The organism is Acinetobacter sp. YH01025, assembly GCF_013420185.1.
Classification (GTDB): Bacteria; Pseudomonadota; Gammaproteobacteria; order Pseudomonadales; family Moraxellaceae; genus Acinetobacter; species Acinetobacter indicus.
In genome coordinates, this window is sequence record NZ_VOYR01000002.1 from 151151 (window position 1) to 164313 (window position 13163).

11 protein-coding genes are annotated in these 13163 nt (G+C 47.6%); 5 read left to right on the plus strand and 6 right to left on the minus strand.

All coding sequences use genetic code 11. The annotated features are described in order from the left end of the window. Positions 1 to 23: 23 nt before the first annotated feature. The 3 genes from FTT89_RS03210 to dapE all read left to right on the plus strand — a co-directional run bounded on the left by FTT89_RS03210 (position 24) and on the right by dapE (position 2435). Positions 24 to 926: a DUF1853 family protein gene (locus tag FTT89_RS03210; RefSeq protein WP_168396748.1), complete on the plus strand. Its 903-nt coding sequence runs from the start codon at positions 24 to 26 to the stop codon at positions 924 to 926. A 100-nt stretch (positions 927 to 1026) separates the two neighbouring features. Next, on the plus strand, positions 1027 to 1173 hold the full coding sequence (locus FTT89_RS03215) for an entericidin A/B family lipoprotein (RefSeq protein WP_005179532.1): 147 nt from the start codon (positions 1027 to 1029) through the stop codon (positions 1171 to 1173). Positions 1174 to 1301: 128 nt separating this feature from the next. After that, a complete protein-coding gene (gene dapE / locus FTT89_RS03220; RefSeq protein ID WP_104488695.1) occupies positions 1302 to 2435 on the plus strand; it encodes a succinyl-diaminopimelate desuccinylase in 1134 nt (377 codons plus the stop codon). Positions 2436 to 2504: 69 nt separating this feature from the next. Here dapE and FTT89_RS03225 read toward each other — a convergent pair whose 3' ends face one another. The 6 genes from FTT89_RS03225 to pilG form a co-directional block, all read right to left on the minus strand. Next, positions 2505 to 2966 carry a hypothetical protein gene (locus tag FTT89_RS03225; RefSeq protein ID WP_180172666.1) on the minus strand — a complete coding sequence of 154 codons (462 nt, stop codon included), beginning with the start codon at positions 2964 to 2966 and terminating at the stop codon, positions 2505 to 2507. Next, a complete protein-coding gene (locus FTT89_RS03230) occupies positions 2963 to 7456 on the minus strand; it encodes an Hpt domain-containing protein (RefSeq protein WP_104488694.1) in 4494 nt (1497 codons plus the stop codon). Before FTT89_RS03230 ends, FTT89_RS03225 begins: the two co-directional genes overlap by 4 nt. Positions 7457 to 7612: 156 nt before the next feature. Next, entirely contained in the window at positions 7613 to 9685 is a 2073-nt protein-coding gene (locus FTT89_RS03235) for a methyl-accepting chemotaxis protein (protein WP_160241098.1), read from the minus strand. 45 nt (positions 9686 to 9730) lie between these two features. Beyond that, a complete protein-coding gene (locus FTT89_RS03240) occupies positions 9731 to 10267 on the minus strand; it encodes a chemotaxis protein CheW (protein ID WP_005179538.1) in 537 nt (178 codons plus the stop codon). A 3-nt stretch (positions 10268 to 10270) separates the two neighbouring features. After that, entirely contained in the window at positions 10271 to 10639 is a 369-nt protein-coding gene (locus tag FTT89_RS03245; protein ID WP_005179539.1) for a PleD family two-component system response regulator, read from the minus strand. Positions 10640 to 10655: 16 nt separating this feature from the next. Continuing rightward, positions 10656 to 11039, minus strand: a complete 384-nt coding sequence (pilG, locus tag FTT89_RS03250; protein ID WP_005179541.1) for a twitching motility response regulator PilG — start codon at positions 11037 to 11039, stop codon at positions 10656 to 10658. Positions 11040 to 11368: 329 nt separating this feature from the next. Between pilG and FTT89_RS03255 the strand changes: the two genes are divergently transcribed. Continuing rightward, on the plus strand, positions 11369 to 11962 hold the full coding sequence (locus tag FTT89_RS03255) for a hypothetical protein (protein WP_171525083.1): 594 nt from the start codon (positions 11369 to 11371) through the stop codon (positions 11960 to 11962). A 54-nt stretch (positions 11963 to 12016) separates the two neighbouring features. Beyond that, positions 12017 to 13162 carry an efflux RND transporter periplasmic adaptor subunit gene (locus FTT89_RS03260; protein ID WP_180172667.1) on the plus strand — a complete coding sequence of 382 codons (1146 nt, stop codon included), beginning with the start codon at positions 12017 to 12019 and terminating at the stop codon, positions 13160 to 13162. Position 13163 lies beyond the last annotated feature (1 nt).

Sequence of the window (13163 nt, forward strand, 5' to 3'; positions counted from 1 at the left end):
GCTGTTTAACCATGGATTTACTGATGTCGCCTAACACCTTTACTGATATTTCTGCTGAACCCTGGTTAAATTTCCGCAATCCGCTGGTGCGGCAACTGGCCTTTAGCGTGGCCAGTCCCAACATTTTACAGCAGCTGCCACCAGCACTGGAGCAGCGTTATGGCTTTGATTTTCATCCTACAGATTGCTGGTTGCAGCACTTTGATCATTATCAAAGCCGGCTGAAGCATTTAGACCAGCATCCGGCTGCACTGGAAGATTTTTTAAGCCAGCTCAAAAGTACCCGGCTAGGGCTGCGGTTTGAAATGCTGCTCTGGTTCTGGCTGACCGAGCGTGACTATCATCCTTATGAATTGCTCGGACATAGCATTCAGATAATTGATGGACCACGCACCACGGGCGAACTCGATTTTCTGCTGCTAAACCATGACCACCAGCAAGTTGAACATTGGGAAGTGGCGCTCAAATATTATCTGGCTGAACGTGATTTGAGTCTGCCCTACTGGTATGGGCTGAACCGCAGCGACACCTTATTACGCAAGTTAACCCACTTTACCCAAAAGCAGTTTCAGTTTCAGCAGGCCCAAGGTCATACCATTCAACAGCGCTTTGCCGTGTTAAAAGGCCAGCTGTATCTGCCTGAACATGCTACTGCACAGGCTCTTCCTGACTGGGTCAATCCCGAGCGCAGAATTGGCACCTGGGGCCAGCATTTGCCGAAAAATCATCAGGATTTTTACCGACTGCAACGGCATGAATGGATTTGCCCACATGCCAGTCCAAGCAGTTCAGCCAACGCATTCTGGAGCAATGGCTTATATCTGAATCAGGAGCAGTCTGCATTTTATATGTATCGCAACCCGGTGCTGATGGATGCGTGTTATCAGCACTATTGGACTAAAAGCCTATCTTTGAACAACATTTAATTACTCAACCACAATCAAAGCACTATATTTTTTTGGCTGTATATTTCTTACTCTAATTTTCACATCAGAATAATTTATGCTTAATGATACGGAGATGATGATGAAAAAAATTCTAGCGACTTCATTACTAATGATGTTTGTTCTGACTGGTTGTAATACAGTAAAAGGTCTAGGTGAAGATGTCTCTTCAGCAGGTAATGCGGTAAGTAATACGGCTGAAAAAACTCAGGACGAAATCCGTCAATAATCAAATTTCAATGCAAATTCCCGGCAAAAACCTTATCTCCTGATAAGGTTTTTTTTATATTAAAAACTCCCCTTCTCGGCATGATTCCCCTATTATAGGGGCAAATTTTTTTGCATGATTCCAAAGCCATGAACCACTCAGATACGCTCGAGCTCAGCTTACAGTTATTACGTCAACCTTCCGTAACACCTGTTGATCATAACTGCCAAGACATCATGGCGGAACGCTTAAAAAAGATTGGCTTTAATATTGAATCAATGCGTTTTGAAGATGTCGATAATCTTTGGGCGCGTAAAGGCACAGAAGGCCCGGTATTCTGTTTTGCCGGTCATACCGATGTGGTCCCTACCGGTAGTTTAGATGCCTGGCATTCTGACCCGTTTGCTCCAGAAATTCGTAATGGCAAGCTCTATGGCCGCGGCAGTGCCGATATGAAAACAGCATTGGCAGCCATGGTGGTGGCTTCAGAACGCTTTGTGGCCAAACATCCAGATCATAAAGGCTCAATTGCGTTCTTAATTACCTCAGATGAAGAAGGCCCATCCATTAACGGTACCGTGAAAGTGGTTGAAACCCTGGAAGCACGCAATGAAAAAATGGACTGGTGTCTGGTCGGTGAACCATCAAGCACCCATCGTCTGGGTGATATTGTCAAAAATGGCCGTCGCGGTTCATTAAATGCGGTATTAACCGTGAAAGGCAAACAGGGCCATGTGGCTTATCCACATCTGGCGATTAACCCGATTCATACCGCCTCTAAAGCGCTGGCTGAACTGTGCGAAACTGTTTGGGACAATGGCAACGAATACTTCCCGGCCACCTCTTTCCAGGTGTCGAATATTCAGGCCGGTACCGGTGCAACCAACGTGGTACCGGGCACCATGACCGTGACCTTTAACTTCCGTTACTCGACTGAAGTGACTGCTGAGCAGCTCAAAGCCCGGGTACTGGAAATTCTGGACCGTCATCAACTGAACTATGACATTCAATGGACACTGTCCGGTTTACCATTCCTGACCCCAGTTGGTGAACTGGTCAATGCCGCCAAAAATGCGATTCGCAATGTGACCGGTGTTGAGACTGAACTGTCTACTTCGGGCGGAACATCAGATGGCCGCTTTATCGCGCCAACCGGTGCACAAGTGCTGGAACTCGGTGTGCTGAACGCGACCATTCACCAGATCAATGAACACGTGAATATTGATGATTTAGAACCACTGGCTGAAATTTATGAGCAGATTCTTGAAGGCCTGCTGACTTAATTTTTTGCTGTTGCATAAAAAAGGAACTCCGCGGAGTTCCTTTTTTTGTGTCTGTTGCCAACTGTTAAATTAGTTATTCAAACCCAGACTGGCCTGAATATGTGCCAGATTCGGGACATGGAATACCTGCTCACCCATACGCACATACTGGAATACCGCCGGATGTTGGCCTTCACGCTCATCATCAACCACTTCCGAAATACGCAGACGGATGGTTTTTGGCATGGCATTACACATCAGGGCAAAACGCTGGTCAATTTCATCGCCTTCAATCACCAAGGCAACGCCCTGATTTTGCTCTGGATGGGTAACACGATATACTGGCAGTTTTAGATCATGCCACTCGACATGATCGACCGCGGTAGAACTGTCCAGCGCCGACAGGACAATATTCTGCGGAATCAGCATATCTTCCTGATCATGACATTCCACAATATAGGCATCAATAAAGCCGGTCGAAACGGTAATCAGATGTTGCAGTTCCTGCTGGCTAATCTGGTCGATTTTGCTGGTGCTGTTGCTTTGACTCATGCTTTAGCCTCACTGCTATGCAAAATGTTTTCAATATTGGCAAGCAATTCTGCTTCCTGGAACGGTTTACCCATATAGTGCGTTACCCCCAAGCTAAAGGCACGTTCGCGGTGTTTTTCACCGGTACGCGAGGTAATCATGATAATTGGCAAGTCACGATGGATGTCATGGTGGCGTACCAGGTTGGTCACCTCAAAGCCATCCATACGCGGCATTTCAATATCCAGCAGCATCAGATCCGGTTTAACATTTTCCAGCTGCTCAATCGCATCGACACCGTCTTTGGCCGTGACCACATCAAAGCCCTGACGTTCGAGCAGACGTGACGTGACCTTACGTACGGTCACCGAGTCATCCACAATCATCACCAGACGACGGGTATCACGACGCTGTACTTCACGCGGTTCCATCACATGCTTGATGCGCTGGGTTGCCTGAATCTGACGGGCAATATTCTGACCATCCAGAATCAGACAGACCTGACCATCACCGAGAATGGTCGCGCCGGCAATCGAGCCCACGCTGGAGAACTGCTGCCCAATCGGTTTCATCACAATCTGGCCACGCGAACCAATCAGCTGATCGACCAGTAAGGCAATGGTCTGACCAGTATTGCCTTTAATCAGCAGCACCGGCAATGAATGTGCGATATTGCTTAAACGCGGCAATGGCTGATTAGCGACAAACTCGGACAGATAGCGCAACTTATAGTTTTGCTGATCAATCTTGAAGTAGTCATCTTTGCTGCTGAAGTAACTTTCCAGTGCAGAAGGTGAAATTCGTACAATACGGTCAATTTGCGCCAATGGAATTGCGAACTGCTGATCGCCAACTTTTACCATCAGGGCATCGGATACCGCCACTGTGGTCGGTACGCGAATACTGAAGGTGGTGCCTTTACCGAGTTCAGAATCGACCTCGACATGGCCGCCCAGCGCTTTAATTTCGCTTTGCACCACGTCCAGACCGACGCCACGACCTGAAATCTGGGTCACGGCTTGTGCGGTACTAAAGCCCGGATGGAAAATCAGCTGCAGGATTTCTTTCTTGTCCAGCTGCTGCTCTGGCTGAATCAGGCCAAGGCTCAGAGCTTTGGCGTGAATCTTGGTTTCATCAATCCCCTTACCATCATCGGTAAAGCTAATCAGTACATCAGTGCCCTGACGGCCAATGTTCAGCTCAATCTGGCCCACTTCCGGCTTCGCTGCCTGTTTACGTACAGCGGCATCTTCCAGGCCATGGTCCACCGCATTACGCAGCATGTGTTCAAATGGTGAAATCAGGCGTTCCAGAATGGTCCGGTCCAGCTCGCCTTCGGTATTGTGTACTACCAGCTCGGCAGGACGGTTTAAGGTCGATGAGGTCTGACGCACAATCCGCTGTAAACGTGGCAACATACGCGAGAACGGTACCAGGCGGGTGCGCATCAGGCTTTCCTGAATTTCTGCCTGAATCCGCGACTGTTGCAGTAACAGACCTTCGGCATCACGAATCTTGTCCGCCAGCGTGGTCTTAAAGTCCACCAAGTCCGATGCCGATTCCGCCAACGATTTCGACAGCTGGTTCAAGGATGAATACTGGTCCATCTCCAGCGGGTCAAAGTCGGTATAGCGTGAATGTTCATCACCATGTTTGGCAATAATCTGGCTTTCCAGCTCGCCTTCCATTCGGCGTAACTGATCGGCCAGACGTTTAATCGCCAGTTCCATTTCATTCAGGGTACCGCCCAGCTGACCCAGCTCCATCTCGATTCGCGAGCGGTTAATCGCGTTTTCACCCGACAGGTCAATCATCTTCTCAACCAGATCAGCCGAAATACGGATCATCTCATTGCTGTTATCCAGCTGTGCGGTTTCGCTCCATTCGCCCTGCATGGATGGCGGCTCGGCACCATCACCCTGCACAAATTCGAAGGTTTTGCTTGGCGCCAGCAGATCGGCGGTATTGAAGCGTTCTGGCAGCTGCGCCGTCGCATTGACGTATTCAATCGACTCCAGGCTGGCTTTCAGGCTATCAAAATTGCTGTAATCGCGCTGGAAGATGGCTTCTTTTAACCAAGCCACAGTGGTGTTGAGCAAGGCATCATAGGCATTGGAATTAAACTGATGCACCGCGAACTGTTCAAAGGTATTTTCCAGCTGATAGGCAATCACGGCCACCGGCTCGATTTCGGCCATACGCGCGCCGCCTTTCAGGCTGTGCGCAGCACGTTGTAACTGCAGCAAAATGCTTCGGTCACTACGATGGTCAAACCACTGCTTTAACAGGCTTTCTGTGGTGTCGAGCAGCTCTTCAGCTTCTTCCAGGAAGGTTTCTTCTACAATCGAATGCAGATTGTCTTCACCGTCATTTTCAGTAGTAGATACCGCATCTGTAGGGATGGTTTGCTCAGCCAGGGTCGGTGCATCTTCCAGTACCGGTTCGCTGCTGGTGTCTGGCTGCTCATCTTCAGGCGCAGTATAGGCTGTTTCTGCAGGTGCTGGCTGTTCCAGTTCAAACTCAAGTGCAGATGCATCAGACTGTTGTACATCTGCGCTAGAGGTTGCTTCAGCCGCCACTGCCAGCGATTCAGCTTCAACCAGTTGACCTTGGGCCAGTTCGCTAATATTTTCCAGAATCGCCAGTGATTCTTGCGCCGGATAATCGACCTGCTGTTCACGGATGGTCTGGATACGGTCCGCAATATTGTCCTGAACCAGACGGATAATCTGGATCAATGCGGTCGATGCGCTCATCTGACGGTTAATGATGCGCTCATAAATGGTTTCTAAATGGTGCGCAATCAGACCGATATGGCTGGCTGCAATCATGTTGGCACCACCTTTTAAGGTGTGCAAATGGCGCATCAGATTGTTCAGCGCAGCAGTATTGCTCGGGTCTTGGCTCCAGCTGTTAACATCCTGGTCAATACCCGTAAGTAACTCTTCGGCCTCTTCCAGGAAAATGTCCAGCAGGTCTGGATCAAAGTCCTTGTTGGCTTCAGCGCTATCCATGTATTGACGGTCAGCTTCCAGACGCTGTGACAATACGGCCAGATTCAGCCCGGCACCGGCTTCAACCGTTTCGGTTACAGCTTCTGTGGTATCAGTTTCTGGGCTTAGTGCTTCAATATCCTGCTGTACAAAGGCACTCAGGTTATTGATGATCTGCTGAGCATCTTCGCTTAAGCTGACGCGTTGCCCGGCAGCCAGGGTATCAAACAGATGGATAAATTCCTGATGCGCCTGTCCAAATAATTCAAAGGCATAATCGCTATGCAGCAGGCTTGGCTTGTCCAGCAAGGCCGCATAGGCCAGTTGTAATTCCTGGGTAAAATCATGAATACCCTGAGAGGCGCGGTTATCGGTACGCTCTACCAGCAGCTTCGCCTGATGGCTCAGGGTCTGGATATATTCCGGATATTCAGCCTGCGCACGCTGGTCAAATTCGAACTCAGCATCGAGCAACTGATCAATATTCAGTTCAATCAGCTTGGATACCAGACCTTGCGGATTCACTGACTCATCAACATCTTCCAGGCTAAAGCCGTAGTTCTGCCATGCAGTATTGAAGGTCTGATAAATCCGGTCCATGCCGGCACTGTCATTCTGCGGCAACAGATGCAGATAATCCCGCACAAATTCAGCATATTGCAGCAACAGTGCGGTTTCTTTAGAGGTCGATTCAATTTCATCCTGCAACAGGGTCTTGAACAGGTTTTCGACCTTGGAGCTGGCATCAAAAATCTGCTCGATGTGTGCCATGGATGAACTGCCGCGCAAGGTATGCAGGGCACGAATCAGGCCATTGTAATCTTGAGTTTTCAGCTCATCATGTGCCAGGAAGCGATCCACTGTTAACAGGTGTTCTTCCGCTTCTTCAATAAAGATGGCCAGTGTTTCAGCCGCTAACGGATCTTCTTCAATACTATCAGCCACAGCCAGCTCGGTGTCTACAGCAACCTGCTCATCAGTGCTTGCTGTATCAAACTCCAGACCAGTAATACTGTCGCTGGATGTTAGGCTGCTCGCCAGTTGTAGAAGTTCTTCTAAGGCCGGTTCAGGACTTAAATTTTGTTGTAGTTGTTGTCCTAATAGCACCAATGGACGCAGGTCCAGTGCCATCGGCTGGGCATGTTTAAAGCTTGGATAAAGTTTGTATTCAAAGACGTTCGCCACCGCGGTTGCAAACTGCTGCACCTGCGCTGACAGGGTCAGGCTACCGGAAATGACCCGGTTTAAGGTATCTTCAACCGTCCAGGCCAGCTCCCCTGCCGACTTGGCCCCAACCATACGTCCCGAACCTTTTAAGGTATGAAAATGACGGCGAATGGTGGTTAGCGTTTCCTGATCGTTAGGCTGCGTGGCCCATTGAGCCAACAGGTCTTTTAGCTCAACGAAGATTTCTTCAATTTCTTCAACAAAAATTTCTAGAATTTCTGCATCTTGATCAAGATAACTATCTTCAGGAAGCGCAGTCGTTTCAACTAAATTTTTTAATATTTCTTTCATAGCTAAGGCTTCTTATGTTTTCAGCGCCCAGCGGCACTCAAACTTAATTGTAACCATCACGTATAACCTAACCCTGAAGTTAAGCTGATCTTGTCGATGCTTGGCTTGATCTGTTTAAAACAGCGAGCTTCCCGAAAGAAGCTCTCTGTGGCTTCCTTAGTCCGGAAGTTTAAAGTCGGTTACAGATTCACGTAATGATTCTGCCATGCTGGCCAGTTCAGAAACCGAACGTGCCGTATCAAAGGTGGCCGTCGTGGTTTGCGACGTAATTTCCTGTACGACGTTCATCGTGGTCGCAATATGACCCGCCGAAGCCGACTGCAGTTTCGCAGCGTCAGAAATGTTGGCAATCAGTTTCGCCAGGTTATTCGATACAGTCTGAATTTCATCCAGTGCCACACCGGCATCCTTGGTCAAGTTCGCACCACGAACAACCTCAGAGGTGGTTTGTTCCATCGAAATTACCGCTTCGTTGGTATCGGTCTGAATGGTTTTAACCAGGGTTTCAATCTGCTTGGTTGCAGATGCTGAACGTTCCGCAAGACGCTGTACTTCGTCGGCTACGACCGCGAAACCACGACCTGCTTCACCGGCCATCGACGCCTGAATTGCTGCGTTTAAAGCCAGAATGTTAGTCTGGTCGGCAATATCGTTAATCAGGGCAACGATGTTACCAATTTCCTGCGAAGATTCACCCAGACGTTTAATACGTTTCGAGGTTTCCTGAATCTGCTCACGAATGATATCCATACCCTGAATTGAACGGTTTACAACTTCCGCACCATTCGATGCAATTTGTACTGAACGTTCCGCAACCGCTGCAGATTCTTCGGCGTTGGCAGATACCTGGTCAATCGACATCGCCATTTCGTTAATCGCAGCAGATGCACCGGCAATTTCCTGCGCCTGGTGTTCAGATGCTTCGGCCAGCTGGTTGGTAATTTCCTGAGTATTGGCGGTATAACGCGCTACTTCGTGAGAAGTTTCATGAATACGCGATACCAGGTCACGTAACTGGTCAATTGCGAAGTTAATCGAGTCGGCAATCGCACCGGTAAAGTCTTCCGATACGGTCGCGTATGAACGTAAGTCACCATCCGCCAGGTCGGCAATTTCATCCAGTAAACGTAAAATCGCGTTCTGGTTACGGTCATATTCGTCTTGCAGACGGGTTACACGTTGTTTATCGGATTGACCACGTAACGTCAGTAATTTGAATACCAGTACCAGGAAGACCAATAAGCTGGCAATTAACAGTACGGCCGGAATAATGACTGCCGGGCCTGCACCGCTGGATAATTTGTTTAACTGGTTTAACAGCTCATCTGACTGACTGAAAATGTCCGATGCAGCCTGACGTACACGTACAATCTGCGCCGAGTTATTTAATACCGTTGCCGATGCAGATTTTAAAACGTCATCATATTCAAACTGGATGCCTTCTAAAGCTTCACGTAGGCCTGGGTCCGCAATACGCTGTACACCGAGCTCTGCACTACCGTTCAGCTGGGCATTCAAGTAAGCACCGAATGTCTCGGTATCGGCACTGAAGTCATCGGCAGATTCACGCGAGTTTTCTGAACCGGTTAATACCGAGCTGATTGAACGCAGGATACGTTCTGCAATGAACACCTGGTTCTTGGCAATAACCACCTGGCTACTTGGCATGTCCTGACGTGCCATCTGGTCAACCATCAGGTTATATTCGGCCTGAATCCCCGGAATGGTTTCACTGATCGCGATGTTGGTGTCATACAGTTTGCTAATAATGGCCTGTTGCGAGCTGATCGCATCAATATTCTGAGAAACTTTGGCCCAGTCGGCTTCGACTTTTTCCAGCTCGGCCGAGTTACTGCCAATATCTTTTACCGTTTCCAGATTTTCTTTAAAGCTTTGTTGTGACTGGGTCAGCTTCTGGATCGATTCTTTGGTGCCTGAAGCAGTGGCTTCAGTGGCCTGACGTGAAATGGTCTGCGATAACAAACGTAATTCACCCAGACTCTGGGTTAACTGGTTGGTACGCGGTACGCTATAGAATAAAGACAAAAGACTGATAATCGAGACCAACAGCGCAACTGCGGCAATGAAAATAAGTGGCTTTGATTTATTGGTATCACCGAATACACGCGCAAACTGGTCAATTTGCGTCTGTAATTTTGCGACCGATGCCGAACCGCTTTTGCGGTTGGTTCCATCGCCTGAGTTTTTCTTTTTAAGTTTAAAGCCCATGCAGCTTCTCCCCGATTTTCGCCTTTATATATGCGTACGCGATAGTTAATTTATAAATTTTATAGATGCGTTCATAAATTTTGGGTTTTGCAATAAACGACTAAATAAGAAAATATGCCATTGCTGGTTATGCTGGTGGAAATACCCCTGACAATATTCTTGTAAATTACTATCTAAATCATTGTGTTTAGAAAAGAAACTTTTCTTATTAAAGTGTTGGATCCCCAAAACTTGATCTACAACCAAACCGACATAATGGTCTTGATGACTAATACACATTACTTTTTGAGTCGGTGAATAAGCACTGCTATGTCCAGAAACATAATGTGCCAAGTCTGAAACTGAGAGTAATCGGCCCCGGATATTGGCCAGTCCCATCACCCAGTTCTGGGTGTTAGGTACCGGCGTATATTTTGGTGGATAGATAACCTCAGTGACTTCCCCTAACGGGGCAACGAAATATTGCCCCATCATCTCAAACGCAATGCCAGACCATCGGTTTACTTCATTTTCAGTTGTAACGTAGTTTTTATTTCCCCGTTTAGACAACCGAAGTAATTCGATAAATCCATTTGCGGCCATAAGTTATCCTGCATTCAGGTGTTGATTAATAACATCTATTAATTGTTGTTCATCTACAGGTTTAGTCAGATAATCGCTGGCACCCTGACGTTTCCCCCAAACGCGGTCAGTGGCTTGGTCTTTGGTACTCACGATCACAATTGGAATATGCTTGGTGGTATCCCCACGGGCAATTTGACGGGTCGCCTGGAAACCGTTTACACCCGGCATCACCACATCCATCAGCACCAAGTCAGGAAGCTCGGCCTGTGCCATGGTCACCCCGTCTGCACCATTGGCTGCTTCAAGCACTTCAAAACCATGCTTGGTCAGAATTTCTTTGAAGCGGAATGTTTCTGTTGGAGAATCATCTACAATTAAAATACGTGCCATCTTTATATTCCCCGAGTTATGCGCTTACGTGATTACGAATCGCGTTTAAAAGCTCATCTTTACTAAAAGGTTTGGTTAAATATTCATCTGAACCCACCACGCGGCCTTTGGCCTGATCGAACAGACCATCTTTACTGGACAGCATGATGACTGGAATATTCTGGTAGTTTTGCGAGTTTTTAATTAATGCGCAGGTTTGATAGCCATCTAGACGTGGCATCATGATGTCAACAAAAACGATATCCGGATTTGCATCGGCAATTTTAGACAATGCTTCAAAACCGTCGACGGCAGTGACCACTTCATAGCCTTCACGCTGTAATAAAGTTTCAGCTGTACGACGAATGGTTTTTGAATCATCAATCACCATGACTTTTAGATTTTGGAGTTTATCGTCCATTTAATGACCCTTCCCATTTTGTTTGTACAAGCAATTCGGTGTAGTAGAATTTTATTTACATAATTATGGTTATTTTTAACATATCTTTACTTTAGGTTTCAATGAACAGTTTTTGCCCAAACCCACACTTTATAGAAACTTTGTATAACTGCTTCACACTTTTCCATGACCATTGATTTTTTTTTGTCTATTGTATTTTTTAAATTTCTGATTCTGGTCTAATATAACAGTTTAAAGACTTAAAAATAAGTAAATTAGTCAACTTTATCTCGGGGAAGCTTGTGCGTACTTTTTTTCAAAAAGCTCTCACAAAAAGGGCGCATACATCATTGTTCAGTAAATCGTTGCTGGGCCTGCTGCTGGCTTTACAGATAGGACAGCTGTCTGCCAATACCGACAACAAGCCGGCGTGGTATCGCTACTACGATAAAAACGGCGTGGCCAATATCAGCAGCAATGTTACGCCAAACCATATCCGCTATGGCTATGAAGCACTGGACCGCAACATGCAGGTGATTCAGCGTGCGCGTCCCTATAATAGCGAAACCGATGCCCGTCAGGCGCCACAACGTGCCGCGCAGGCCCGTCAGCGCGAGCAGGATTTAAAACTAAAACAGGCCTATACCAACAGTCATATTGCTACCCAGCAACGTGACAATGCGCTGGCACATATTAAAAAGCAGATTGCCTTTCAGCAGGAACAGTTAAAACAATTACAGAATGACCGGATTGTGTTTAAACGTCAGGAAATGGAATATCTGCGCAAAGTCAAACCGGTCCCGGAACAGCTGAAAAACAATTTAAACAACAACCTGACCAACTTAAATCAGAAAAGACAGCAGATTCAATCGTTACAAACGAGCTATCGAAAAACACAGGCAGAATACGACAGAATTATTACTCGCTTAAAAGCACTTGAATAAAGTGAAGTTTTTAATTGAATTGTCATGTGACAAGAAAAATAAGGATAAATATGCATGCGACCAGCACCGCGTATATCACATACTTCTACCCGTTTTCGTACGCCCCTACTCGGCCTCAGTACACTTTGCCTGTGCCTGCTGCTGACCGCCTGCCAGAACTCAGAACCGGAACAGGCCCGTAGCGAACCAGAAACCATTGAACTGATTCAGGATGATGTGGTGGCCGTACAAACCGGCGACTCGGTGTCCAAAACTGCCTTTACCGGCACCATCCGTGCCGTACAACACAGCAGCATTCAGGCACAGGTCACTGCCACCGCCAGTACAGTCAATGCGCAAGTGGGCCAGCGGGTTAGCAAAGGTCAGGTGCTGGTCCGTTTAAACAATCAGGATAATGCCGCACGTCTGGCACAAGCACGCGCCAACCTTGCCTCCACGCAGGCACAAGCCAATCAGGCCCGGGTGATGATGGAGCGTAAACGTCGCCTGCTGAATCAGGGCTTTATTTCCAAAGTTGAATATGAACAAAGTCAGGTCGATTATCGTGCCCAGCTGGAAAATGTCCGTGCCCAGCAGGCCAACGTCGATATTGCCGAAAAAGCCGACCGTGATGGCACCATTCTCAGCCCGATTAGCGGCGTGATTACCCAGCGTCAGGTCGAACCCGGCCAGACGGTTTCTGCCGGCCAGACCCTGTTTGAAATTGTCAATCCGGACCGGCTGGAAATTCAGGCCAAACTGCCAAGTGACCAGCAGTCTGCGCTCAAGGTCGGCCAAAAGATTGAATATAAAATTCAGGGCAATCCGGCCCAGCTGACCGCCACCTTAAGCCGGGTATCCCCGATTGCCGATCTGGCCAGCCGTCAGATCGAGTTTTTTGCCACACCCAATGAATCCATCAACTCGCTCAGCATCGGTGCCTTTGTTGAAGGCAATATTGTTTCATCCAACTCGATTTCTGGTCAGCTGATTCCTTTAGACACCATTCAGGATATACAAAACAAACCTTATGTCTGGGTCATTCGCCAGAACAAGATTGTCCGGGTTGATATTCACGTGCTCGAGCAGCGCTATAGTGACAATACCGCCATTGTAAGCGGATTGCAGGCCGGCGATTTAGTGAGTCGGGTCAAGTTTAGTCCGCAGAATGAACAGCAACCGGTCAGCATCAGCCAGACCGCCGAAAACGCCTCAGGATAGA

Coding starts and splice junctions, on each gene's coding strand:
- FTT89_RS03260 (WP_180172667.1), top strand. CDS start 12,017: ATGCGACCAGCACCGCGTATATCACATACTTCTACCCGTTTTCGTACG.
- FTT89_RS03215 (WP_005179532.1), top strand. CDS start 1,027: ATGAAAAAAATTCTAGCGACTTCATTACTAATGATGTTTGTTCTGACT.
- pilG (WP_005179541.1), bottom strand. CDS start 11,039: ATGGACGATAAACTCCAAAATCTAAAAGTCATGGTGATTGATGATTCA.
- FTT89_RS03225 (WP_180172666.1), bottom strand. CDS start 2,966: ATGAGTCAAAGCAACAGCACCAGCAAAATCGACCAGATTAGCCAGCAG.
- FTT89_RS03235 (WP_160241098.1), bottom strand. CDS start 9,685: ATGGGCTTTAAACTTAAAAAGAAAAACTCAGGCGATGGAACCAACCGC.
- FTT89_RS03240 (WP_005179538.1), bottom strand. CDS start 10,267: ATGGCCGCAAATGGATTTATCGAATTACTTCGGTTGTCTAAACGGGGA.
- dapE (WP_104488695.1), top strand. CDS start 1,302: ATGAACCACTCAGATACGCTCGAGCTCAGCTTACAGTTATTACGTCAA.
- FTT89_RS03210 (WP_168396748.1), top strand. CDS start 24: ATGTCGCCTAACACCTTTACTGATATTTCTGCTGAACCCTGGTTAAAT.
- FTT89_RS03230 (WP_104488694.1), bottom strand. CDS start 7,456: ATGAAAGAAATATTAAAAAATTTAGTTGAAACGACTGCGCTTCCTGAA.
- FTT89_RS03245 (WP_005179539.1), bottom strand. CDS start 10,639: ATGGCACGTATTTTAATTGTAGATGATTCTCCAACAGAAACATTCCGC.